Here is a 24,644-nt window from a genome sequence, read left to right on the forward strand (position 1 = left end):
GGCGCATCGGGTGCGACGCCGCAACGCGGGCGGGGGCGGGGCCGTACCGGCATCCGCCCCCGTGGTCGTTGCAATGGCCCGGAACAGGGCTCCGGCGCGTGGTGCGTTACGCCGTAAGGGTAATGGCCCTGGCGGCGTCCAGCAGCGCGGCGAAGTCCGCGTCGGTATGGGCGAACGAGACCATGGCCGCCTCGAACGGCGACGGCGCAAGGTAGATGCCCTTGTCGCGCATCTGCTTGTAATAGCTGGTGTACAGGGCCGCGTTGGCGGTCTTGGCGCTGGCGAAATCGGTGACGGGCTGGTCGGTGAAGAACACCGTGAACATGGAGGCGATGGTGTTCACCCGCACCGGCACGCCCTTGCCCGCCAGAATGGCTTGCAGTTCTGCCGCCAACGCGGCCACGCGGGCTTCCAGCGCGTCGTAGTCGGACTTCTTCAGTTCCGTCAGGGTGGCGATGCCCGCCGCCATGGCCAGCGGGTTACCGGACAGGGTGCCCGCCTGGTACACCTCGCCGCAGGGGGCGATGCGGCGCATCAGGTCGGCCCGGCCACCGTACGCGCCCACGGGCAGGCCGCCGCCGATGATCTTGCCGAGGGTGGTCAGGTCGGGCGTGATGCCGAAGCGCTTCTGTGCCCCGCCGTAATTCACGCGAAAGCCGGTGATCACCTCGTCGAAGATCAGCAGCGCGCCGTGTTCGGTGCACAGGTCGCGCAGGCCCTGCAGAAAGCCGTCCACCGGCAGGACCAGGCCCATGTTGCCCGCCACCGGTTCCACGATGATGGCGGCGATGTCCTTGCCGTGCAGGGCGAACAGTTCGGCCACGGCGGTCAGGTCGTTGTAGGGGGCCAGCAGGGTGTCGCGCACCGTGGCCTCGGGCACGCCGGGGGTGCCGGGAATGGACAGGGTGGCCACTCCCGATCCGGCGCTGGCCAGAAAGGCGTCGGCATGGCCGTGGTAACAGCCCACGAACTTGACCACCTTGTTGCGACCGGTGACGCCGCGCGCAAGGCGCAGGGCGCTCATGGTGGCCTCTGTGCCGGAATTGACCATGCGCACCATTTCCACGGCGGGCAGGGCGTCGATGACGGCTTCGGCCAGGACCACCTCGTCCTCGCAGGGGGCGCCGTAGCTGGTGCCCCGGTCCACGGCGGCGTGGATGGCGCTGGCCACCACGGGGTGGGCGTGGCCGAGCAGCATGGGACCCCAGGACTGCACGTAGTCGACAAAGGTTTCGCCGTCCACGGTGGTCAGCTGGCTGCCCTTGGCGTTGGCCACGAACAGGGGGTCGCTGTCCACGCCCAGACAGGCGCGCACGGGGCTGTTGACCCCGCCGGGGATGAGGTGCTGGGCGCGTTCGAAAAGTTCCTTGGAGCGATGGTCCATGCTGCGTTCTCCGTGGCGTGCGTGAGGTTCCGGCAAAAACCCGCGCGGGGCGGGTATGTTTCGGCGTTGGCGGGGCCGGGTGGTGGCGGCCTGGGGGTAGCGCGAACGCGTTGCCGACGGAATCCGTATTTTGTCGCCGGGCGGCGTTGGCTCGGCATTTTTGATGCTCACGTACAAGAGTACAGCGTTGCTTTCGCCATCCGTAAGATTCGCGCGTTGCGCTCACCTAACGGCTGCCGATCTGCGCTCAAAAATGCCGATCCGCCTTGCCCGGCGGACAAAACCCGTAATTCCTCGCATCGCGTCCGCACCAGCCACCCGCGACGGAAGACCGTCGCGGGTATAAGGAAGAAAGGCAGTTTCCGGATGAAAAAATGGGTGCCTGAAAGGCGCGGCGCAGGGGGCGCGTCTTCCGGTAGCGCGCCTATTCCGGAAAATAGACCATGGAGGTCTTTTTCAGCTCGCGCAGCGATTCGAGCACGGCATACTCGTCGAGCACGGTTTCGCGGCGCAGCTGTTCGATGACTTCCAGGTGTTCCGTGGCGTGGCGGCCATGGATCATGGTGTACAGTTCGTACGGCCAGTCGGGCGCGGACGAGGGCCGGTAGTAGGCGTGCGAGATCAGCGGGTGTTCGGCGGCCTGCTTGCCCGCTTCTTCGGCCTGCTGTTCGGTGACGCGCCAGGCTACCATGGCGTTGTGGGTCCATCCGGCGCGCTGGTGCTTGATGCTGGCGCCGAAGCGGCGGATGGAACCGTCTTCCTTCATGCGGCGCAGCAGGTCGAGCACGGTGGCCTCGTCGGTGCCCACGGCGGCGGCGATGTCTGCGTACGGGGTGGCGCTGTCGGGCAGGTTCTTCTGCACGATGGCCAGGATGCGGCGCTCGGTTTCGGTGAATCGGGGCGCGGTGTCGTCGGGACGGCTCATGCGGGGTCCTCGTGCGGTTGCGGTTCGACACACGCTGATACCCCGTCCCATCCGACGACGCAACCCGCAGGCGGGGTGAGGGGGGACAGGTATGCGCAGGGACTGGGGCGCGGGGTAAGGGATGGCGCAGGGCGGCGCTGGCTGCGCGCCGCGCCCAGGGGTGACCGGACAGCGAGGCAGCGGGCGGCGCGGGGTACCGGTCCGGGCAGGGTGCATCCCCGTCCGTCATCCGCCTGTCACCGGGGTGCCGTATGAGGTCGCGGCGCGCCTGCCTTGTGGCGCGCCGCGCTTTGCCATATCCTTTCGGACCATTGGCATGCTGGCAAGATCGACTGGCATGACACATCAGGCACATCAGGCACATCAGGCACATCTGAAACACCATGGGCCGCTTGCGGCCACGGAGTATACGACATGACCAGCAACGCCATGCGCATCGCCATCATCGGGGGCGGCAGCTGGGGCACGGCCCTGGCCCACCTGCTGGCGGGCAAGGGCTACGATGCGCGCCTGCTGCTGCGCGACGCCGATGTGGCGCAGGCCATCAACACCCGGCACGAAAACCCGCGCTATCTGGCGGGGCTGGCCCTGCATCCCGGCGTACGTGCGCACGTGGCCGCCGATGAGGCGCTGGACGGCGCGGAGGTGGTGCTTTCCGTGGTGCCCTGCCAGCAGGTGCGCGGGGTGTTGCGCGGGTTGCGGCCCCTGCTGGCGCGCGAGGTGGTGTTCGTCAGCGCCAGCAAGGGCGTGGAGACGGGCAGCATGCGCACCATCGCCGAGATGGTGGCGGAGGAACTGGACGGGCTGGACCCGCGCTATGCGGTGCTTTCCGGGCCGTCCTTCGCGGCGGAGGTGGTGCGCAACCTGCCCACCGCCGTGGTGCTGGGCTGCACGGACGCGGACCTTGGGGCGCGGCTGCGCGAGGTGTTTTCCACCCCCGGCTTCCGCACCTATTCCAGCACCGATGTGCGCGGGGTGGAGCTTGGCGGCGCGGTGAAGAACGTCATCGCCATTGCCGCCGGGCTGTCCGACGGCCTCGGCTTCGGCAGCAACGCGCGGGCCGGGCTGATCACGCGCGGGCTGGCGGAAATGTCCCGCCTGGGCGAGGCGCTGGGCGCGCGGGCATCCACCTTCATGGGGCTTTCCGGGCTTGGCGATCTGGTGCTGACCTGCACCGGCGACCTTTCGCGCAACCGGCAGGTGGGGCTGCGCCTTGCCGAGGGGCGGGCGCTGGCCGACATTGTCACCGAGATGCGCATGGTGGCCGAAGGGGTGAAGACCACGGAGGCCGTGCACGACCTTGCCGCCGCCATGGGCGTGGCCATGCCCATCACCGACGCCATGTACAGCGTACTGCACGACGGCGCCAACCCGCACGACGCGGTGCGCGAGTTGATGACGCGGGAGCTGAAGGAAGAGTAAGCGGCCCGGCTGTCCCGTTCGTCTTGTCTACCCCGGCAGCCACTGCACCCACAGCCTCCTGTCGCGCGGGCCGTCGAATTCGCAGAAGTACACCCCCTGCCATGTGCCAAGGCGCAGCCGCCCGCCATCCACGATGAGCAGCAGGGACGGTCCGAACAGGCTGGTCTTGATGTGCGCGTCGCTGTTGCCTTCGGCGTGGCGGTAGTCGCCGCGCCGGGGAACGATGGTGCCCATGTTCACGGCAATGTCGCGGGCAACGTCCGGGTCGGCGGCCTCGTTCACGGTCACCGCGCCGGTGGTGTGCGGGCAGAACAGCACCAGCGCGCCGTTGGTCCAGCACTTGCGGGTTACCAGTTCCTGAAGTTCTTCGGTCACATCCAGCAATTGTTCGCGCGCGGTGGTGCGCAGGGACAGCGTTTCCATGGGGTCTCCTTTGGGGGAATATGGACGCGTTTTCGCTGTTTCGTCAGTGCACACGGCGTGTTGCGGGTGTGCTTGCCGTCCTGCCAGCTTGAGTCCGTGCTGCTTTTTGCCTACAACCACATGACGATGCGAGGCAAGTGAGGTTCATGCCGGGGGGTGTCCCCGTGTCTGCCTGCCCGTGTCCGCGCTGTTCCCCTGTAGCCCTGCGTACTTCATTCCACCAGGAACATTGAAGGGGGGTGCAGGGGGCGAAGCCCCTTGCCCGCCGGAGGCGCAAGAGAAATCTCCGGCATCACCCGCCCACCGCAGGCGTACAAGAACTGCCTGCCGGGGCGTTACCACCCGGGAGTACACGCATGCCTGTCGTCATGGGCACCGCAGGACATATCGACCACGGCAAGACCTCGCTGGTCCGCGCGCTGACCGGCATCGACTGCGACCGGCTGGAAGAGGAAAAGCGAAGGGGCATCACCATCGAGCTCGGCTTTGCGTTCTGCGACCTGCCGGGCGCCGGGGCTGAAGTCGGGCGGCTGGGCATCGTGGACGTGCCGGGGCACGAGCGCTTCGTCAAGAACATGGTGGCCGGGGCCTCGGGCATCGACTTCGTCATGCTGGTCATTGCGGCGGACGAAGGGGTGATGCCCCAGACCCGCGAGCATCTGGAAATCTGCTCGCTGCTGGGCATCCGGCACGGGCTGGTGGCCCTGACCAAGGTGGACATGGTGGACCCGGAATGGCTGGACCTGGCGCAGGAAGACGTGGCCGGGTTCCTGGCCGGGACGTTTCTTGAGGGGGCGCCCATCTTTCCGGTGTCGTCGACCACCGGGCAGGGACTGGATGCACTGCGCGAGCATCTGGCCATGCTGGAGCGCGAACTGCGCCCGGTGCGCCGCAGCGACCTGTTCCGGCTGCCCGTGGACCGCGTGTTCACCATGAAGGGGCACGGCACGGTGGTTACCGGCACCATGGTGTCCGGCAGCGTGAAGGTGGGCGACGAGGTGGTGCTGTACCCCGGCGGCGCGCAAACCAAGGTGCGCAGCCTGCAAAGCCATGGCGGCCCGGTGGACGTGGCCCCTGCCGGGCGGCGCACCGCCGTCAACGTGCTGGGACTGGACGTGGAAGAGGTGCAGCGCGGTGACGTGCTGGCCCACCCCGGCACGCTGTTTCCGTCCCTGCGCTGGATGACCCGGCTGACCTGCCTGTCGTCCGCGCCCACGCCGCTGAAGAACCGCACCGAGGTGCACTTTCACCACGGCGCGCGCGAGGTGCTGGCGCGGCTGTACTTCCCCGACCGGGACAAGCTGGCCCCCGGAGAAACCGCCCTGTGCGAGGTACGCTTTACCGAGCCCATGGTGGGCGTGGCGGGCGACCGCTGCGTGGTGCGTTCGTTCTCGCCGTTGCGCACGGTGGCCGGGGGCGCGGTGCTGCATCCGCTGGGGCTGGACCTGCGCCGCAAGGACGCCGAATTTGCCGACAGGCTGGCCCTGCTGGAGGGGCTGCCCGATGTGCCCGGTGCGCATGACACGGGCGACGCCGCCACGCAGGAAACGGCCACCCAGTCCCTGCTGCGGCTGGCCGGTTCCGCCGGGGCGCGGTTTGCCCAGCTTTCGGTGCTGACCAACCTGGAATCCAAGCGGCTGGACAAGGCCCTGCAAGCCTTGGGCGCCAAGGGGCAGGTGTTCTGCTTCGACCGGGACGAGCGCGCCTACGTGGATGCGGAAACGGTGCGCCGTCTTGCGGCGGGCTGCCTGACCCGTGCGGCGGAATACCACGCCCGCGAACCGCTGAAGCCGGGCATGGCGCGCGGGGCGCTGTCCGCCGGGTGGGGCCGGGGGCTGCACCCCAAGCTGGTGCACTTCATCATCGAGCGGCTGCTGAAGGCGGGTGAACTGGTGGCCGAGGGCGACGTGCTGCGCCTGCCGGGGCACAAGGTATCGCTGGCGTCGGACCAGGAGGGGTTGCGCGCCAAAATCCGCACCGCCTACGCGGAAGGGGGCAGCAGTCCGCCCAACGTGAAGGATGTGCTGGAACCGCTGGGGCTGGAATTCAAGGAAGCGGCGGCGGTGTTCAAGCTGTTGCAGGACGCCGGGGAACTGGTGAAGGTGAAGGACGGGCTGTACTTTCCCGGCCCGGTGGTGGCGGACCTGAAGGCCCGCGTGGCCGCGTGGTTCGACACCCACGACGACCTGGACCCGGCGGGCTTCAAGGAACTTTCGGGCGGCCTTTCGCGCAAGTACGTGATTCCGCTGCTGGAATACTTCGACAAGGAGCGCGTGACCATGCGCGTGGGGGACAAGCGGCAGTTGCGGGGGCGGTAGCCCCCACCCGCTTCTGGTGCATGTTTGAAAAACACGGTCTGCACCGCTTTGCAGCATGACGGGCATGCGGGTGGCAGCCTTCTGTGCGGTATGAAAAAACGCCGCCACCGGTTGATTCCGGTGGCGGCGTTTTGCCACTTTGATGGCGAAAACTCAGAACAGCAGCGCGCGCAGGCTGCCCAGCAGGCCACCAAGGGTGCCCTGCGAGGGACCGGCCATGCCGGGCGGTGGCGGCAGCACCACATCCCCGGCGTCGGGGTCGGGCTGGGCAGCAAGACGCTGGCGCAAGGCCGTGTAGGCCTGCTCCAGACGCTCTTCCTCGATGCGGCGTTTGCGTTCGGCTTCGCGCATGGTGCGCTCGTGGCGTTCCATGGCGTCCTGGTGCCGTTTCAGCAGATGTTCGACATGGTCATGCATCACGGACCTCGCTGTGCCCGGTTCCCGCTGGCAGGCCCCCCCGGCGATGACGTGCTGGGTCATTCTTCCTGTGCGCAGGTCGCGAATATCTTTAGAAAATTGTAGACAGTTATATAGCGCCGCCGCGCATTTTCTGTCAATCGCAACTACGGCGCGGGGAAAGAAAAAACCTGCCGCCAGATGCATGCGCCGTCGCTTTTCATGTCATGTCGAGGGGATTCGGCAAGATGGCACGACCGCCCCGTGACCGGCGCACGACGGGTGTCGCCACTGCCGGTCGCGGGCAAGGTATCGAGGTGTGCCATTTCGCACGATGGTGGTGTGCGCGGCGCAGCCGGGTGCGCGGTCCGGCGGTTTGCTGCCGGGTTCTGCCCGCCCGGCTGGCCTGGCCGGGCGGGCGAACGCGGTCAATCGCCGGGGGCGTCCGCAAGGGCGTGCAGCCTGCTCCACACCGCGCGGAACAGGGCGCCTTCGGCATGGGGCGCGAATTCCGGCACGGAAAGTCCGGCGAACTGCGCGGCCATGAATACCGGCGAATGGGGCAGGCTGCCGAGCAGCGGCAGCGCGTGGTCGGCGCAGAATGTTTCGATGTGGCGGGCCATGCCGGTGTGGATGTCCGCCTTGTTCAGCAGTACGGCTGCGCGCACGCCGAAATGGAGGGTCAGGGCGTGCACCCGTTCCAGGTCGTGCAGGGCCGATACCGTGGGTTCCGTCACCAGCAGGGCCGTATCCGCCCCGGCCAGCGAGGCGATGACCGGACAGCCCACCCCCGGCGAACCGTCGATGAGCACGGTGTCCGCGCCCAGCGATTCGGCGATTTCGCGGGCGCGGGTGCGCACCGTGCTGACCAGCTTGCCGGAATTTTCCTCGCCGATGCCGAGTGCCGCATGCACCATGGGGCCGAAGCGGGTGTCGGAAACGTACCATTCGCCGCAGTGCCGCTCGTCCAGCGCCACGGCCCCTTCGGGGCAGACATGGGCACAGGCGCCGCAGCCTTCGCACATCTCGCGCGTCACCCGTGGCGGCGCATCCAGGGCGCCATAGTGGCAGGCAGCGGTGCAGGTGCCGCAGCGGATGCAGAGGTCGGCGTTGATGCGGGCCAGCACGCCGCTGTGAAAATCGTGCCGCTCGCGCACCACGGGGGCCAGCAGCAGGTGCAGGTCCGATGCATCCACGTCGCAGTCGGCCAGCACCAGCGCGGGCGGGTGCGGCCCGTCTTTCCGCGCGACCATCGCCGGGGCGGCATCCGCGTGGGCCACGGCCGCCAACGCCGCCGTGACGCTGGTCTTGCCCGTGCCTCCCTTGCCGCTGATGACCACTATCTGCCGCATGTCCGCTCCTTCTCGCTCGTGATGTCTCCGGCCGCATCGGCCTTTCCTGTCGGATCGGCCATCTTGACCGGACTGCCTGTCTCTACCGGACTGGCCACTGCGGCAAGCCCCATGCCGTCCCATGGTCGGCGCGGTTCGTCCGCCCCCCTGGCCATGGCCTCCAGCGCATCCGCCAGCCCGGCATAGGCCGCGTGGACCTCCGGGGCGGCGTCGTGCATCAGGCTGCCCGTGGCCCCGCATTCCGCGGCGGCGCGGCTGAAGGGGATGACGCCCAGCAGGGGTACGCCTTCGCGCGCGGTCCAATCCCTGACGGGGTCCCGCACGGGGTCGCCCGCCGCCGGTGGGGCGCCGGGCAAGTCCATCGCACTCCCCATTCCGGCCCGGTTCAGCACAACGGCATGGGGCAGGCGCAGATGTCGCGCAAGGTTCACGGCCAGACGCAGGTCGTGCAGCCCGAAGGGCGATGGCTCGGCCACCAGCAGGAGCAGATCGGCGTCGTGCACGGCGTTGATGGCGGCGCAGGCGACGCCCGGCGGGCAGTCGCGGATGACGAAGACGCACGGCGCCTGCGCGGCCCCGTCCCGTGCGGCAGGCCCGCCTGGTGCCCCGACTGGTGCCCCGGAGGGTGGCACGACCGGGGGCGGCACGTCCTTCACCGCCTTGATCAGCGGGGTGGCCATGGCCTCGCCGATGCGCAGCACCCCGTCGCGAAAGCGCAGGACAGGCACTGCGCCGGGGTGCGCGGTGTCCCTTTTCACCGTGTCGGCGCCGTTGCCCATGGCTGGCCGGATGCTGGCGATGCCGCCGCGCACCTCGCCCACCAGGCGCGTGGTGGAGGTCATGGCGCCCGTGGGGCAGACCAGCGCGCACAGGCCGCAGCCATGGCACAGGTCCGGAAAGTCCAGAACCGCATCACCCATGAACGCCAGCGCCTTGAAGCGGCAGGCATCCACGCAGCGGCGGCATGCCCCGCCAAGGCACAGGGTTTCGTTCACCCTGGGCACGGGCAGGGTGCATTGTTCGCGCGTTTTCCATTCCACGGGCAGGAACAGGTGCGCGTTGGGCTCCTCCACGTCGCAGTCGGCAAGCGCCACGTGGTGGCCCCGCGCGGCAAGCAGCGCGGCAAGGTTCACGGCCACGGTGGTCTTGCCCGTGCCCCCCTTGCCGCTGGCAATGGCCAGTTTCATGCGGCCTCCGTCGCCGTGACGAGTACATGCAGGCCGCCGGGGACGGCGTTTCCCGGGCGGCCTGTCCGATTGCAGGGGGCGGTCACTGGTCGTTGCCGGTGGCTGGCGGATTGGCCGGGCCGCGCCCGCCACCGGATCCGGCACGCCGGCCTTGCCCTCTACCCAGCCCCCTACCCTGACCGGCGCCCCTGCCGAAGCCCCTGCCGTAGCCGGGACCGTAGCCGGGACCGTTACCCAGGCGCAGGGCGTCGATGGCGTCCCGCGCCGTGTCGAGCACGTTGCCGAGGTTTGCGGCAAGCTCGGCCAGGGCGGAATCTTCCGCCTTGTCGCCGTCGGCCATGGGCGGGCCTGCCTGCCCGCGCTGCGCCCGTGTCGCCCCGCAGCGGCCCATGCCGCGTCCGGTTCCGGGGCCGTGCCCCATGGGGCCTGTTCCGTTCATGCCTGGCATATGCGCCTCCTGGTTGCAGGTGAAACAGTGGCCACGCGGCCACACCAGCCTGTGAGCACGAACCGTTCCAGCCCGTGCCCGCCAATGATGCCGGGTAATTAGGAGGGCCCGGAATCGTGCGGAGAAAAAGCAGGCGCAAAACGCGCCCACATGATATGCGAGTGCTTGCTTACCTTGCGCGCCGCCATTCCGGCGTTGCCCCACCAGATGCCCCCCCAGCCCCCCCCAGACGCCGCCAAGACGCCACCCAGTCGGGAAAAGGAGCGGACCATGGCCCTGCCGCGTGACATATCCTGCGAGACCATCATGGAAAGCGTGGCCGACGGCGTGTTCACCGTGGACCTCGACTGGCGCATCACCTCGTTCAACCGGGCTGCGGCGGAGATCACCGGGGTGCCCCCGCACGAGGCCCTGGGCAGGCGCTGCCGCGACGTGTTCCATTCCAGCATCTGCGACGGGGCCTGCGTGCTGCGGGCCTGCATCGAACAGGATACGCAACTGGGCAACCGCTCGGTGTTCATCCTGCGTCCGGATGGCCGCAAGGTGCCCGTGAGCATCAGCGGCGCGCCCCTGCGTGACCGGCGCGGCAGGCTGATTGGCGGGGTGGAGACCTTTCGCGACCTTTCCGCGCTGCACCTGATGCGCAAGCAACTGGACGGCCAGCACACGGTGGAGGACATCGTCACCCGCAGCGCGGCCATGATCCGCCTGCTGGGCATCCTGCCGCAGGTGGCGGCCAGCGACGCGCCTGTGCTGGTGCTGGGCGAATCGGGCACCGGCAAGGAACTGTTCGCGCGCGCCATCCACAACCTCAGCCCCCGGCGGGGCAGGCCCTTCGTGGGGGTGAACTGCGGGGCGCTGCCGGAACACCTGCTGGAATCGGAACTGTTTGGCTACAAGGCCGGGGCGTTCACCGACGCGCGGCGCGACAAGCCGGGGCGCTTTGCCCTGGCGGACGACGGCACCATCTTTCTGGACGAAATAGGCGACATGCCCCTGCCATTGCAGGTGAAACTGCTGCGGGTGCTGCAGGAGAAGGTGTACGAGCCGCTGGGCGGGGTACGCCCCCAGGCTGCGCCTGCGCGGGTCATCGCCGCCACCAACCGCGACCTGGAACGCATGGCGGGCGAGGGGGGATTCCGCAGCGACCTGTTCTACCGGCTCAACGTGGTCATGGTGCGCCTGCCCGCCCTGCGCGAACGGCCGGAAGACATCCCCCTGCTGCTCGATCACTTCGTGGCGCAGCGCAACCTGCTGAGCGGCAAGGAGATCGAGGGCGTGTCCGAGGACGTGCTGCACCTGCTGCTGCGCTACCCCTTTCCCGGCAACGTGCGCGAGATGGAGAACATCGTCGAGTATGCGTTCATCCTGTGCCCGCGCGGGTTCATCCAACTGGAACACTTGCCGGAATACCTGCTGGGGGCGCAGACCCCGCCCGTTTGCCAGCCTGTAGGGCAGCCGGGCGGGACTGCGGGGACTGCGGGCCCTGCGGGGACTGCGGACCCTGCGGGGCTGGTGGCGGCGGTTGCGGCGGGGCCGGGATGGACCACGTCCGCCCAGACCGTGCCTGCCCGACCCACACCCGCCCAGGCCGTGACAAGCAGTCCGCGCACCATGGCCGCCGCCAAACTGAACGCGGCGCGCGAGGCCCTGCGGCGGCATGGCGGGCGGGTCATGGCTGCCTGTCGCGAGTTGGACATTTCCAAGGATACCCTGCGGCGCATCCTGAAGGGCGGCGGGGCGGACTGAGCAGCAGGCGGCGGAAGGAGCCGGGCCGGGGAAATGCCCGGACCCTGCTGCGGCACCATGTGGTGATATGCCGTGACGGGGCGGATGGCGGAATGCTGTCCTGCCGCCGCAGAAGGGCAACGGGCGTGTAATGCGCCCGTTTTTTCGTTGCGGGCGTGTTTTGCGCCTATGGCGTGGGTTGGTTGCGAAGGTTCCGAGATGCCCCTTTCTGGCAAAACGCTGTGATTGCAGCATATTCTTGAATGGCATCATGCATGCTTGATGGGGGCACGACCGCCGCGCCGTGGGGACACCATGAATGCCCATGTCTGCCTTGCCTGCTTCGAGGATCGCCTTGCCACGCTGCTGGAAACGGCCGCCGAACTGCGCTGCGTGCGCATGACCGGCGGCGTTCCGGCGGAACGGACCGTCCTCCCCGTGCCGGATGGCGGACCCGCGCCGCTCATCAACGTTCTGTCGCGCCATGGGGTTTCCCTGCTGGTGTGCGGGGGCATCCGCCCCTGCTGGCAGAGCGCCGTGGAGATGGCCGGGATCGCCGTCCTGCCGTGGCTATCGGGCAGCGAGGCGGACGTGCTGTCCGCCCTTGTCCGGGGCAGGCCGGACGCACTTGCCATGCCCGGATGCCGCCCGCTTCCGGGCTGGGGTAACGGGCCACGGCGCGGCGGTACGTGCAACACAACGGACGCGGTCTGCTTTCGGCGGCGGCGTCGCAACGCAGGAGAATGACAGCATGCAGGTTCTCATCACCGTGCAGGACGCAGCACCGGGCACTCCGCCCGGCGCGGCGGGGGGCGACGCCCTTCTCGATGCCCGTCTGGACCCGCGCTTCGGGCGCGCGCAGGGCTATCTGCTGTGCGATACGGTCACCGGGGTGGTGCGCAGGCTGGATGCGGCCTCCAACATGTCCCTGGCCCAGGGCGCGGGCATTCAGGCCGCGCAGGCCGCTGCCGATGCCGGGGCACAGGCCGTGATTACCGGTCATGTGGGACCCAAGGCCTTCACCGCACTGCGCCGGGGCGGCATCGCCATCTATCTTTCAACGCACGCCACCGCGCGCCAGGCCCTGCGGGCCATGGCGGACGGCAACCTGGCCCCGGCGGCGGAGCCGGACCGGGAAGGGCACTGGTAACCATGGATACGGACACCCACGAACAGGAGCAGCGTTGCGGCTGCGGCGGGGCCGGTTGCGGCGGCGAACAACACGTCGAGGCCACCGGCGGCTGCACCGGATCGGGCTGCGGCGGGCACGGCGACCATGGTGGTCGGGACGGGCATGCCGGGCATGATGCCACCGGGCTGGGCGACGGTACCGAAACCCCGGTACGCATGGCCGGGCGGGTAGGTGCCAAGCTGGTGGTGCTGAGCGGCAAGGGGGGCGTGGGCAAGAGCACCGTGGCCGTGAACCTTGCCGTGGGGCTTGCCCGCACCGGGCGCAAGGTGGGCCTGCTGGATGTGGACGTGCACGGTCCCAGCGTGCCGCGCATGCTGGGGCTTGGCCGGGCCAGGCCCGTGGCGGGCGAAGGCTGGATGGCCCCGGTGAGCGCGGGGCCGAACCTGCGGGTGATGTCGCTGGGGTTCTTTCTGCCCGACCCGGAAGTGCCGGTAATCTGGCGCGGCCCGGTGAAGATGGGCATGGTGCGCCAGTTTCTGGTGGACGTGCGCTGGGGCGATCTGGACGTGCTGGTTGTCGACTGCCCGCCCGGCACCGGGGACGAGCCGCTTTCGGTGCTGCAACTGCTGGGAGAGGACGCGCATGCGGTCATCGTCACCACGCCGCAGGGCGTGGCCGTGGACGACGTGCGGCGATCCGTGGGGTTCTGCCGTCAGATCGGCAACCCCATCCTGGGCATCGTCGAGAACATGGGCGGCTACGTGTGCCCGAAATGCGGCGAACTGACCCCGCTGTTTCCCCCTGGGGGCGGCGAGCAACTGGCGCGTGAGACCGGCGTGCCGTTCCTGGGCAGCATTCCCCTGCACCCCGACCTGACCAGTGCCGGTGATGCCGGACGCAGCCTGCTGGACGGGGAGCCGGTAGCCGGGCAGGAACCGGAGCATCCGGTGATCCGGGCCTTCGGTCCGGTGGTGCGAGCCGCCGTGGGGGTGTGCCCGCTTGTGCGGGCAACTGCGGCGGAAACAGCAGCGACTGCGAAAACTGTGGAAACTGTGGAAACTGCGGGAAATGGGGCCAACGACAACGGCGGCCATGCGCCGCAAGGGATATCGGACATGAAAATCGCCATTCCGCTGGCGGCAGGCAAGCTGTGCCAGCACTTCGGCCATTGCGAGCAGTTTGCCGTGCTGACCGTGGACCCCGGCAGCGGCACCGTGACGGGGCAGGAACTGCTGACGCCTCCGCCCCACGAGCCGGGTGTGCTGCCCGCATGGATCGCGGACACGGGAACCCGGCTGGTCATCGCCGGGGGCATGGGCGCACGGGCCCGCCAGTTGCTGGAGGAGCGCGGCGTACAGGTGCTGGTGGGCGCTTCCGCCGCAGATCCGGCAGACCTTGTGGCGGCGTGGTTCGGCAACAGTCTGGAGCTTGGCGCGAATACGTGCGACCACTGATGTCAGGCCGCCGGGCCGTGCGGGCGTTCCCCCTGCCAGGGCGGGCGGCACGGCAATGAAAACGGGCGCGGGGATATCCCCGCGCCCGTCTGTATTGCGCTCTGCTGTGTTGCGGCTCGCCTAGCGGCGGTCGCCACCACGGCCACCACGGTCGCCGCCACGGCCACCGCGATCGCCGCCACGGCGGTCGCCGCCACGGTCGCCACGGCCACCGCGATCGCCACGGTCACCGCGATCACGCGGCGGGCCGGAGGGGCGGGCGGTGTCTTCGGGGTTCCATTCGATGCCCTGTTCTTCCAGCAGCACGGCCTTGCGGCTGGCGCGGATGCGGTCGCCGTTGATCTCGATGACCTTCACGGTCATGTCTTCGCCAAGGCGCGCCACGTCGCCAGCCTGTTCCACGCGGTTGGTGTCCAGCTGCGAGATGTGCACCAGGGCTTCGAGGTTGGGCAGGATTTCGACGATGGCGCCGATTTCCAGCACCTTGCGCACCTTGCCCACGTAGTTCTTGCCCAGGTCCGCGCGCTGGTCGTAGTACTGCACCATTTCGCGGGCCATTTCCATGGCTTCGAAGGTGGGCGCGAAGATGGAGACCTTGCCGCTGTCCTCGATGTCGATGGACGCGCCGGTGGCAGCGGTGATGGCCTTGATGTTCTTGCCGCCGGGGCCGATGATGATGCGGATGACGTCGGGGTTGACGAACACCTCGGCATGCTGCGGCGCGTACTTGGACAGTTCCGTGCGGGGGGCTTCCAGCACCTTGGCCATTTCGGCCAGGATGTGCAGGCGCGCTTCGCGGGCCTGGGTCATGGCGCGGGCCATGACTTCGGTGGGCAGGCCGGTGATCTTGATGTCCATCTGGACGGCGGTGATGCCTTCGGCAGTGCCCGCGATCTTGAAGTCCATGTCGCCGAGGGCGTCTTCATCGCCAAGGATGTCGGTGAGCACCAGGTACTCGCCTTCTTCCTTGATCAGGCCCATGGCCACGCCGGCCACCGGGGCGGTGACGGGCACGCCCGCGTCCATCAGCGAAAGGCTGCCGCCGCACACTGCGGCCATGGACGAGGAGCCGTTGGATTCCATGGTTTCCGCCACCACGCGCAGGGTGAAGGGGAAGGAATCGTCAACGGGCAGCACCGGCTTCAGCGCCTTTTCGGCAAGGGCGCCGTGGCCGATTTCGCGGCGGGACACGCGCGACATCTTCACTTCGCCCACCGAGTAGGCGGGGAAGTTGTAGTGCAGCATGAATTTCTTGGTCACGTCGCCCACCAGCGAATCCATGCGCTGGCTGTCGGTGGAGCTGCCAAGGGTGGCCACCACCAGCGACTTGGTTTCGCCGCGCGCGAACAGGGCGGAACCGTGGGCGCGGGGCAGGAGGCCCGCTTCGATGAGGATGGGGCGCACGGTCTTGGTGTCGCGACCGTCGATGCGGGTGCCTTCCTTCAGGATGCGGCGGCGCACCAGCACCTTTTCCAGGGCGCTCAGCATGTCGCCCACTTCGCGGCCAAGGTTGGCGTTCTCGGCCAGGGCCGGATCGGCCAGCAGGGCTTCGAGCACTTTTTGCTTCACGGCCTTGCGGGCGTCCTTGCGGGCCATCTTTTCGGGGATGCGCAGGGCGGCGTCCAGTTCGGTGGTGGCCAGTTCGTCCACGCGGGCCTTCAGCTCGGTGTTTTCCACCGGGGGAGTCACGGCCATCTTGGCCTTGCCCACCAGTTCCACCAGCTTGAGCTGGGCGTCGATGAGGGGCTGGATTTCCTTGTGGGCCCATTCCAGGGCGGCCACGATGACGTCTTCGGGCACGAACTGGGCTTCGCCTTCCACCATCACCACGGAGTCGCGCGAGGCGGCGATGACGATGGCGAGATCGCTGCCTTCCATTTCCTTCAGGGTGGGGTTCAGCACGAATTCGCCGTTCACACGGCCGATGCGCGCGCCCGCCACCGGGCCTTCGAAGGGAATGGGCGAAATGGACAGCGCGGCGGAGGCACCGGTAAGGGCCAGCACGTCGCTGTCGTTTTCCTGGTCGGCGGAGATGACGTTGGCGAGAATCTGCACTTCATCGCGGAAGCCCTTGGTGAACAGCGGGCGCACCGGGCGGTCGATGAGGCGCGAGACCAGGGTTTCGCGTTCGCTGGGGCGGCCGATTTCGCGGCGGAAGAAGCTGCCGGGGATGCGGCCAGCGGCGTACATCTTTTCGGAATAGTCCACGGTCAGCGGGAAAAAGCCCATGTCGCGTTCCATGGGCTGGGTGCACGCGGTGACCAGCACCACGGTGCCGCCGCACTGCACCCAGACCGCGCCGTGCGCCTGATTGGCGAGACGGCCGGTCTCAAGGATGATTTCTTTTCCGCCGACCATGGCGGAGACGCGGGTAGCGTTGAAAACGCTCTGCATTGTTGCATTCCTCTTCGGTTCAGCGAAGGGGATTCCGGGGAGAAGACCATGGCGTGCGGACTTGACGTGCGGACCTGGCGTGACGGATTGCCGTCATGGCTTGTCCGGCGCCAGCGTATCGGCTGCCGCATGGCACTCTTCCCGGACCCCCCTTCACGCTGCGTGTTGGGGGCGACTCGGCGCCCATGCGCATCGCGCGGGGCCCGCCGTCACGCGACGGCGAACCCCGCCGATGGCGGATTACTTTCTGAGGCCCAGCTTTTCGATCAGCGCACGGTAGCGCTGAACGTCCTTGGCCTTCAGGTACTTGAGGAGCTTGCGACGCTGACCGACCATCTTCAGCAGGCCGGTGCGCGAGTGAAAGTCCTTCTTGTGAGCCTTGAAGTGCCCGGTGAGCTGTTCGATGCGGGCGGTGAGCAGCGCAACCTGCACTTCGGGCGAACCGGTGTCGCCTTCGTGCTTGGCGTGCACATCAATGATGCTCTTCTTCTGATCGACGTCCATGACCACAGCTGTATCCTCCAGGTGGATGTTACTGGCTCCACAGTCCCCGAAGCACGGTCCAGACCGGCTGCGCGTTCACGATGCGCGTCTCGGCCAGGGCCACGGGCGTGTCGTCCGGAGCGAGCATGATGGCCTTCAATCCTTCCGCGAATGGCAGTTCCGCCATGGCTTCGGGAATGTACGGCACGGTCATTCCGTTGCGCACCCCGGCTTCCTGCGCCGCGCTGATGCGCAGCTTGGGCCAGTGGGGCAGGGCACGCGTGACGGGTATGACCCGCTCCGGCAACCGCTCGGGCTCGGCGAGCACGGCATCAAGCTCGTGCGCCTCGTCAATACCGAACGGGTGACTGTACTCCCGGGTCAGTTCCGTAAGCATGGCGCCGCACCCTAAACGCATCCCCAAGCTGTGGGCCAGGGACCGTATGTAGGTGCCGGAACTGCACGTTACCCGGAAGGTCGCGGACGGCAGGTCGCACGATACGACCTGTGCCCGCGAAATTTCGACGGTCTTCGTCTTTACCGGCGTCTCGCGCCCGGCACGGGACAGCTTGTAAAGGGGCTGCCCCTGGTGCTTGGCGGCGGAGTAAGGCGGCACTTCCTGTTCGGTGCTGCCCAGCCAGTTTTCCACCTCGCGCCGGATGTCGTCCGGGGTCACGTGGTCGTACGGGGCGGTGGCCGTCACGCTGCCTTCCGCGTCCCACGTGTCGGTGGTGGTACCAAGGCGAAGGGTGCCAAGGTACACCTTTTCGCCGTCGGCCATCAGGTGGCCGGAAATCTTTGTGGCGTGCCCCAACAGCACAAGGAGCACCCCCCTCGCCATGGGGTCGAGGGTGCCCGCGTGTCCGATCTTTTTCTGGCCAAGCCGCTTCACCCTGGCGATGCACTGGGCCGAGGTGGGGCCCTGGGGCTTGTTCAGCACCAGAAGGCCATGCTGCTGCTCTGGCAGGACAGCCATATACCTTATGCCTCTTTGCCGCAGGGTGCAAGCTGCGCGGGAATGGCCGCCAGCACGGCCCGCGCGGCCTCGTGCGGCTGCATGTCCAGTTCCGCCCCGGCGGCATTGCGGTGGCCGCCGCCGCCGAAGGACGCCGCCACCACGCGCACATCATCGGTGCCACTGGAGCGCAGGCTGATCTTGCTGCGGCCCGCGCCGTCGCCGCGCACCATCAGCGATACCCGCACCCCGGCAAGGCGCCGCAATTGAGAGGCGTAGCCTTCCAGATCGTCCTTGTCGGCCCCGTGCAGCGCGAACATGTCGTCGGTGATCACTGACACCGCCACCGCGCCGCCGCAGTGCAGTTCTATGCCCTGCATCAACGCGCCCCACAGCCGCATGCGGCCGATGGACCAGTTGTTTTCCAGCCGGTCGTGGAACAGGCCGGGCGCAAGCCCCAGCCGCACGATTTCCGCCGCCAGTTCCAGCAGTTCGCCGCTGGTGCTGCCGTAGCAGAAGTTGCCGGTGTCCGTGCAGATGCCAAGGTACACCGCCTCGCCCAGCGGGCCGGAAAGCGGCACGCCCAGTTCGCGTGCCAGCATGCCCGCCATCTGGCAGGTGGCCGCCAGGTGCGGCTCCACCCAGTTGCCCACCGTGCCGAACATGGGATTGCCGAGGTGATGGTCGATGTTCACGCTGCGCAGTTCCGGCAACCTTCCCTGCAGGTCGCCGCCCACGCGGTGCGCGTCGCCGCAGTCCAGAATCACCGCCAGGCGCGGGGTGAAGCCTTCCAGTTCCGCCCAGGTGCGGGCAACCGGGCCGCCCATGTCCACCCAGCCATACTGCTGCGGCACCCCGCTGGTGTTGTACAGCCGGAACCGCTTGCCAAGCGCGCGCAACATGTGCGCCACCGCCGCCATGGACCCCACGGCGTCGCCGTCCGGGTTGGCGTGGCTGGCCACAAGGATGTCGTCCTCTGCACGGAGGATGGCTGCGATGCTTGCTGCGGTATCTGTCATGGTGGGGTTCCTGCGGGGGGCGTTTTCAGGGGAAGAGCCGGGGAGGGGACCTTTTGCGGCAGCCGTCATGTAAGCGCTTGCGCGAACATTACGGAGGGCGTCCGCAGAGCGTGAAAGGGTCTCCCTCCCCGGCCCCCTCCCCCCCAAACTTTTCAAAGGGGGGGCGACGTTGCCCCAGCGGGGGCACCTGTCTTTAGCGCGGCGGGATTTTCGTTTGCTGGCAAGGAAAACAAGACAGCCGGGAGGGAACGTACTCTTTGGTACGTGACCGATCCGGGTGGCGACGTTTGACGCAGCCAGCAGGCGAAGGGCCCGTCGCGCCTATTCGGCGGCGAAAAATTCTATGTCGCTATACACCATCTCTTCGGGGCACACCGCTTCCATCATGGCCAGGCACTTGTCGAGCCGACTTTGCAGGTGCCGCTCGCTGTTGCTTACCGAAACCACGGCCAGCGACAGCCGGGTCAGGGAATCCTGGTTGCGCACCTCGGCGATGGACACGTTGAAGGTGTTGCGGACCTTCGTCTTCAGGCTGCTGGCGATGCGCCGCTTCCCTTTCAGGGAATCGTTGCCGTGCAACTCGAATTCCACCGTGAGCACGCCGATGATCATGGGGGTGCCGCGCCGCGTGGCGCATCGTTGACAAATCCTGCGGGCAAATCCCGCGCCGGTAAATCGGCAGGGCAGGAGGCTTGCGCCCCCTGCCCGCCGAAGGCATTCGTGGTCTGTCTATCCTTACAGCGTGGCGGCTTCTTCGACCATCTCGAAGGCTTCGATGATGTCGCCTATCTTGATGTCGTTGAAGTTTTCAAGGCCAACACCGCATTCGTAGCCCTTCATGACTTCCTTCATGTCGTCCTTGAAGCGCTTGAGGGACGTGATCTTGCCGGTGTAGACCACCACGCCGTCGCGCAGCAGGCGAACCCCTGCGTTGCGGGTGATCTTGCCGTCGGCAACATGGCAGCCCGCGATGGTGCCCACCTTGGGCACGCTGAAGGTCTGCCGCACTTCCACCTGACCCAGGTACACTTCGCGCTGCACCGGGGCGAGCATGCCTTCCATGGCATTCTTCACTTCATCCACAAGCTTGTAGATGATGTCGTAGAAGCGGATGTCCACGTTCTCCTGCTCGGCGATGTCCTTGACCTTGGCGGTCGGACGGACGTTGAAGCCGATGATGATGGCGTCGGAGGCCGATGCCAGCAGGATGTCGGATTCGGAGATGGCCCCGGCACCGCCATGGATGATGTTGATGCGTACCTTTTCGGTGCTGAGCTTGCGCAGCGCTTCGGAAATGGCTTCCAGCGAGCCCTGCACGTCGGCCTTGACGACAAGGTTGAGCACCAAGGCTTCCTGGTCGTCGACGCGGCGGGACAGGAACGTTTCCAGGGTAACCTTGGATTCGCGGGCCAGTTCCTTTTCGCGCTGCTTCACGGCGCGGGTTTCCGCGATGCGGCGGGCGAGCTTTTCGTCCGTCACGCACACGAATTCCTCGCCCGCTTCGGGCACGCCCTCGAAGCCCTGCACTTCCACCGGCATGGCGGGGCCGGCTTCCTTTACCTTCTTGCCCTGGTCGTTGAACATGGCGCGCACGCGGCCGCTGAACACGCCGCACACGAAGGTGTCGCCCTGGCGCAGGGTGCCTTCCTGGATCAGTACGGTGGCCACGGGGCCACGGCCCTTGTCCAGCTTGGCTTCCACGATGTGGCCACGGGCGGGCTTGTCGGGGTTGGCCTTCAGCTCAAGGATTTCGGCCTGCAAGGCCAGCAGTTCCAGCAGTTCGTCAAGGCCCTGGCGGGTCTTGGCCGACACATGGCTGAACACGGTATCGCCGCCCCAGGCTTCGGACACCAGGCCCAGCTCCGACAGTTCGCGCTGCACGCGGTCGGGGTTGGCGCCTTCCTTGTCCATCTTGTTGACGGCGACCATGATGGGCACGCCAGCGGCCTTGGAGTGGTTCACCGCTTCGCGGGTCTGCTCCATGACGCCGTCGTCGGCGGCCACCACGAGCACGACGATGTCGGTCACCTGCGCGCCACGGGCACGCATGGCGGTGAACGCTTCGTGGCCGGGCGTGTCAAGGAACACGATCTCACCCTTCTTGGTGGTCACGTGGTACGCGCCGATGTGCTGGGTGATGCCGCCCGCTTCGCCCATGGTAACGTTGGTCTTGCGGATGGCGTCGAGCAGCGAGGTCTTGCCGTGGTCGACGTGGCCCATGATGGTGACCACGGGCGGCCGATGCTGCAAGGTTTCGGGCGCGTCTTCTTCCTTGGGGATCAGGTAGTCGTCTTCCGAGAAGCCCACCTTTTCCACTTCGTAGCCGAATTCCGAGGCCACCAGGGTGGCGGTTTCGATGTCCAGCGACTGGTTGATGGTCGCCATGACGCCGAGACCGAACAGCACCTTGATGATTTCGGTGGACTTCAGACCCATCTGGTGGGCCATGTCGGCCACGCGGATGGCTTCCTCGACCTTGATCTTGCGCTTGGCGGCCTTCAGCGGCTGGGTGGCGGTGGCGGGCTTCATGTCGCGGCCCTTGCGCCCCTTGCCGCGGCGGGAACCGCCACGCGGGAAATCGTCGTCCTCGCGGCCACGCGGAGCGCGGTCGGCACCGGCCTGGAAGTCCACCGTGCGGCGGCCCTTCAGGCGCTTCTTCTTGCTCTGGCCTTCGTCGCCGCCAGCCGGGGGCTGGCCGGCGCCGGGCGCACCCGGGCCACCGGGACCCGCCGGGCGGGGACCGTAGCCGGGGCCACCAGGCCCACCGGGACGAGGACCGCCGGGACCACCCGGACGGTAGCCGCCGGGGCCGCCGGGGCCGCCAGGACCACCGGGGCGGGGGCCATAGCCGGGCCGATCGCCACCGGGACCACCGGGGCGGGGCGCATAGCCGGGCCTGTCGCCGCCGGGACCACCGGGACGGGGAGCGTAACCGGGCCTGTCGCCACCGGGACCGCCGGGGCCACCAGGACGGGGGGCATACCCCTGCCGGTCACCACCGTAAGCGGGACGGTCGCCACCGGGGCCGCCGGGGCCGCCGGAGCGGGGCTGGTAGCCCTGCCGGTCGCCGTAGGCGGGGCGATCACCCTGGCCGCCTTCACGCGGCGGGTACGGGCGCGGCGCAGGGGCCGAAGGATCGGGACGGGAAATGACGCGGACCTGCGGCCCGGGCACGTCGGGCGTGCGCTTCTTTTTCCTGCGGCGGTTGCCGTCGGCGTCGTCCTCGTCGCCGTCCACGCCTTCACCGCGCGGGGCGGCGTCGGCTGCCACGGGGGGCAGGATGGACGGCTGGGGGGTGGCGTCGGGCATGGCCGAAGCATCGGGCCGGGCCGGGCGGATGATGCGCGCGTTGGGAGCGGCGGGCTTTTCGGCCTTGGGCTCGGCGGCCTTGTCTGCCCCGGTGGGCACGGAGGCTGCCGGGGCGGCTTCTGCCGTGGCTTCGGCGGGCTTGTCCGCTCCAACGGGTCCGGCGGCCACGGGCGCAGCCTGGGGTGCCGGGGCAGCCTGCACGGGCTCTGCCGGTGCCTCTGCGACCGGTGCGGGCTCGTCGTGGCGGCGAATGATGCGCGCGGCGGGCGCGGCAGCACGTGCCTCGGGCGCCGCGGGGGCTTCGGCGCGGGCGGCACGGGTGGGCCGTTCGTCAGTCGCGGGCGGCGCGGGCGGCACGGGCGCTTCGGCCCTGGCGGCCACGGGGGCACCGGCATCGGCGGTCTCGGCTTCGCGCTCATCGGCACCACGACGCGCGGGGGCTTCGCCCTCTTCGCCGTCGCGGCGTCTGCGGCGCACGATGACGCCGGGCTGCACCACCTTGCGGTCAACGCCCGCTTCGGCGGTCTGGCCCTGATGGCGTTCGCGTACGCGGGTGACCTCGTCGGCGGTGAGCGTGGTCATCACGCTCTTGGCCGGTATGTCGAGATCACGCAGCGTGTGGAGCAGATCTTTGGTGGACACGCCCAGCTCCGTGGACAGGTCCTTCACCCTGGTCTTGTCGTCGGTCATTCCTGAACCCCCTTGCGCTTCCTTCGCCAGCCTCCGAACTTCCGGAATCGCTCCCGGCATTCGGGGCTTTCGCATACGTAGAACCCGCGTCCAGGCAGTATCTGCCTTTCATCCGGAACGGGGCTTACCCCCGCCCCGGCGGTGTCCGTCGGGGGGACGTACCGCAGAAGCTCGCGCTTTGCAAAGCGGCGCCTGCATATGACGCAGGTGCGTAATGGTATGTGCTTCCCGCGGATGGCGTCATCCATCCGCGTACTATTCTTTCGCTTCGGCTTCGGTTCCTTCGCCCTGGTCCTGTGCGGATTCCTGCACGGTGTCCTGCGGGGTCTCGGGGGCGGCTTCCGCCTCCGGCCCGGCTTCCGCGTCGGCCTCGTCCTGCACCTGGGGCGCAAGGAAGTTGATGGCCGCGCGCAGGTCCGCGATCTTGCCGGGCGCAAGGCCCAGCGCCGAGGAAAGTTCCTCGTCGTCGGCCTCGCGCAGGCGTTCGATGGACTGGAACCCTGCCGCGATGAACTGTTCGATGGAGATTTCGGCGACGCTGGCGATCTGTTCGAGCCCGCGTCCGATGGCGTTGGCCTCGTTGTAGCGGGTTTCGGTGTAGATATCTATCTTCCAGCCCAGCAGCTTCGCGGCCAGCTTCACGTTCTGGCCCTTGCGGCCGATGGCGTTGGTAAGCTGGTCGTCCGGCACGATGACTTCGAGCAGGTTCTCTTCCTCGTCCACCACGATGCGAGAAATCACCGCGGGCGACAGGGCATTGCGGGCGTAGGTGGCGATGTCCGGGCTCCAGACCACGATGTCGATGCGCTCGCCGCGCATTTCCTGCACGATGTTCTGGATGCGCGAACCGCGAATGCCGACGCACGCGCCCACCGGATCCACGTCGCGGTCGCGCGACATGACGGCGGCCTTGGCGCGGCTGCCGGGGTCGCGGGAAACGCCCATGATCTGCACGGTGCCGTCGTCCACCTCGGGCACTTCACGGCGGAACAGGGCCGCCATGTAGTCGCGGTGCGCGCGGGAAACGATGACCTGCGGGCCGCGTCCTTCCTTGCGCACGTCGATGAGGATGGCCTGCACCCGGTCGCCGCGCTTGTAATGTTCGCGCGGGATCTGTTCTTCCTTGGGCAGCAGCGCTTCGGTGCGGCCAAGGTTGATGATCCACCCGGCCTTGTCGCGGCGCTGGATGATGCCGCTGACAATCTCGCCCCGGCGGTCCTTGTATTCCTCGTAGATGATCTCCTGCTCTGCGTCGCGCATGCGCTGGATGATCACCTGCTTGGCCGACTGGGCGGCGATGCGGCCAAGATCCTCGATCTTCACGCGAAAGCCCATTTCGTCGTCCAGCTGTACGCTGGGGTCGTGGGCGCGCGCGTCCTCGAGCGAAATTTCGCTGTTGGGGTTCTCGACCTTCGTCACGACGATCTTGAACTGATAGACGTCGATTTCGCCGGTCTCGTCATTGTAGCTGACTTCGGCGTCCATCTCGTCGCCGAACTTGCGGGCCACGGAGGTGCGGACGGCTTCCTCCAGGGTGTCGATCAGCATGTCGCGGTCAAGGCCCTTGTCCTTGCTGATCTGGTCGATGGCCTTCTTGAGTTCCAGGCTCATGGGTACTCCTCCGG

21 protein-coding genes are annotated in these 24,644 nt (G+C 68.0%); 6 read left to right on the forward strand and 15 right to left on the reverse strand.

Annotated elements, in window-relative coordinates; translation table 11 throughout:
- Window positions 1-106: 106 nt before the first annotated feature.
- A complete protein-coding gene (gene hemL / locus ABWO17_RS06400) occupies window positions 107-1,384 on the reverse strand; it encodes a glutamate-1-semialdehyde 2,1-aminomutase (protein ID WP_353116780.1) in 1,278 nt (425 codons plus the stop codon).
- A 424-nt stretch (window positions 1,385-1,808) separates the two neighbouring features.
- A complete protein-coding gene (ahbB, locus tag ABWO17_RS06405) occupies window positions 1,809-2,309 on the reverse strand; it encodes a siroheme decarboxylase subunit beta (RefSeq protein WP_353116782.1) in 501 nt (166 codons plus the stop codon).
- Between the two features lie 429 nt (window positions 2,310-2,738).
- Between ahbB and ABWO17_RS06410 the strand changes: the two genes are divergently transcribed.
- A complete protein-coding gene (locus ABWO17_RS06410) occupies window positions 2,739-3,731 on the forward strand; it encodes an NAD(P)H-dependent glycerol-3-phosphate dehydrogenase (protein ID WP_353117479.1) in 993 nt (330 codons plus the stop codon).
- Between the two features lie 27 nt (window positions 3,732-3,758).
- Here ABWO17_RS06410 and ABWO17_RS06415 read toward each other — a convergent pair whose 3' ends face one another.
- Complete coding sequence (locus ABWO17_RS06415) at window positions 3,759-4,154, reverse strand: secondary thiamine-phosphate synthase enzyme YjbQ (protein WP_353116784.1); 396 nt, start codon at window positions 4,152-4,154, stop codon at window positions 3,759-3,761.
- 356 nt (window positions 4,155-4,510) lie between these two features.
- Between ABWO17_RS06415 and selB the strand changes: the two genes are divergently transcribed.
- Window positions 4,511-6,472 (forward strand): selenocysteine-specific translation elongation factor, encoded by a 1,962-nt coding sequence (gene selB / locus ABWO17_RS06420; protein WP_353116785.1) that lies wholly within the window; start codon window positions 4,511-4,513, stop codon window positions 6,470-6,472.
- 153 nt (window positions 6,473-6,625) lie between these two features.
- Here selB and ABWO17_RS06425 read toward each other — a convergent pair whose 3' ends face one another.
- From ABWO17_RS06425 to ABWO17_RS06440, 4 genes are all read right to left on the reverse strand, one after another.
- Window positions 6,626-6,889 carry a hypothetical protein gene (locus tag ABWO17_RS06425; protein WP_353116787.1) on the reverse strand — a complete coding sequence of 88 codons (264 nt, stop codon included), beginning with the start codon at window positions 6,887-6,889 and terminating at the stop codon, window positions 6,626-6,628.
- Between the two features lie 407 nt (window positions 6,890-7,296).
- Window positions 7,297-8,220: an ATP-binding protein gene (locus ABWO17_RS06430; protein ID WP_353116789.1), complete on the reverse strand. Its 924-nt coding sequence runs from the start codon at window positions 8,218-8,220 to the stop codon at window positions 7,297-7,299.
- A complete protein-coding gene (locus ABWO17_RS06435; protein ID WP_353116791.1) occupies window positions 8,208-9,407 on the reverse strand; it encodes a nucleotide-binding protein in 1,200 nt (399 codons plus the stop codon). Before ABWO17_RS06435 ends, ABWO17_RS06430 begins: the two co-directional genes overlap by 13 nt.
- Window positions 9,408-9,489: 82 nt before the next feature.
- Complete coding sequence (locus ABWO17_RS06440; protein ID WP_353116793.1) at window positions 9,490-9,855, reverse strand: DUF5320 domain-containing protein; 366 nt, start codon at window positions 9,853-9,855, stop codon at window positions 9,490-9,492.
- Between the two features lie 270 nt (window positions 9,856-10,125).
- Between ABWO17_RS06440 and ABWO17_RS06445 the strand changes: the two genes are divergently transcribed.
- The 4 genes from ABWO17_RS06445 (at window position 10,126) to ABWO17_RS06460 (ending at window position 14,169) form a co-directional block, all read left to right on the forward strand.
- Window positions 10,126-11,604 (forward strand): sigma-54 interaction domain-containing protein, encoded by a 1,479-nt coding sequence (locus ABWO17_RS06445; RefSeq protein ID WP_353116795.1) that lies wholly within the window; start codon window positions 10,126-10,128, stop codon window positions 11,602-11,604.
- A 294-nt stretch (window positions 11,605-11,898) separates the two neighbouring features.
- A complete protein-coding gene (locus tag ABWO17_RS06450) occupies window positions 11,899-12,330 on the forward strand; it encodes a NifB/NifX family molybdenum-iron cluster-binding protein (protein ID WP_353116797.1) in 432 nt (143 codons plus the stop codon).
- 4 nt (window positions 12,331-12,334) lie between these two features.
- Window positions 12,335-12,733, forward strand: a complete 399-nt coding sequence (locus ABWO17_RS06455; RefSeq protein ID WP_353116799.1) for a NifB/NifX family molybdenum-iron cluster-binding protein — start codon at window positions 12,335-12,337, stop codon at window positions 12,731-12,733.
- Window positions 12,734-12,735: 2 nt separating this feature from the next.
- Window positions 12,736-14,169: an iron-sulfur cluster carrier protein MrpORP gene (locus tag ABWO17_RS06460; RefSeq protein WP_353116801.1), complete on the forward strand. Its 1,434-nt coding sequence runs from the start codon at window positions 12,736-12,738 to the stop codon at window positions 14,167-14,169.
- A gap of 120 nt (window positions 14,170-14,289) precedes the next feature.
- On the opposite strand, the gene pnp is transcribed toward ABWO17_RS06460, so the two are convergent.
- The 8 genes from pnp to nusA form a co-directional block, all read right to left on the reverse strand.
- The gene (gene pnp, locus ABWO17_RS06465; RefSeq protein WP_353116803.1) at window positions 14,290-16,563 is read right to left on the reverse strand and encodes a polyribonucleotide nucleotidyltransferase; all 2,274 of its coding nucleotides are present in this window, start codon (window positions 16,561-16,563) and stop codon (window positions 14,290-14,292) included.
- A gap of 240 nt (window positions 16,564-16,803) precedes the next feature.
- Window positions 16,804-17,073 carry a 30S ribosomal protein S15 gene (gene rpsO / locus ABWO17_RS06470; RefSeq protein ID WP_353116805.1) on the reverse strand — a complete coding sequence of 90 codons (270 nt, stop codon included), beginning with the start codon at window positions 17,071-17,073 and terminating at the stop codon, window positions 16,804-16,806.
- Between the two features lie 22 nt (window positions 17,074-17,095).
- Window positions 17,096-18,022, reverse strand: a complete 927-nt coding sequence (gene truB, locus ABWO17_RS06475; RefSeq protein WP_353116807.1) for a tRNA pseudouridine(55) synthase TruB — start codon at window positions 18,020-18,022, stop codon at window positions 17,096-17,098.
- 5 nt (window positions 18,023-18,027) lie between these two features.
- Entirely contained in the window at window positions 18,028-19,020 is a 993-nt protein-coding gene (locus ABWO17_RS06480; protein WP_353116809.1) for a DHH family phosphoesterase, read from the reverse strand.
- A 321-nt stretch (window positions 19,021-19,341) separates the two neighbouring features.
- Window positions 19,342-19,632: a DUF503 domain-containing protein gene (locus ABWO17_RS06485; protein WP_007526361.1), complete on the reverse strand. Its 291-nt coding sequence runs from the start codon at window positions 19,630-19,632 to the stop codon at window positions 19,342-19,344.
- A 123-nt stretch (window positions 19,633-19,755) separates the two neighbouring features.
- On the reverse strand, window positions 19,756-23,019 hold the full coding sequence (gene infB / locus ABWO17_RS06490) for a translation initiation factor IF-2 (protein ID WP_353116811.1): 3,264 nt from the start codon (window positions 23,017-23,019) through the stop codon (window positions 19,756-19,758).
- Window positions 23,016-23,267 (reverse strand): YlxR family protein, encoded by a 252-nt coding sequence (locus ABWO17_RS06495; RefSeq protein ID WP_353116813.1) that lies wholly within the window; start codon window positions 23,265-23,267, stop codon window positions 23,016-23,018. The genes infB and ABWO17_RS06495 overlap by 4 nt, the downstream gene beginning before the upstream one ends.
- Window positions 23,268-23,274: 7 nt before the next feature.
- Window positions 23,275-24,630, reverse strand: a complete 1,356-nt coding sequence (nusA, locus tag ABWO17_RS06500; protein WP_353116815.1) for a transcription termination factor NusA — start codon at window positions 24,628-24,630, stop codon at window positions 23,275-23,277.
- Window positions 24,631-24,644: the final 14 nt, after the last annotated feature.

The organism is Nitratidesulfovibrio sp., assembly GCF_040373385.1.
GTDB lineage: Bacteria > Desulfobacterota > Desulfovibrionia > Desulfovibrionales > Desulfovibrionaceae > Cupidesulfovibrio.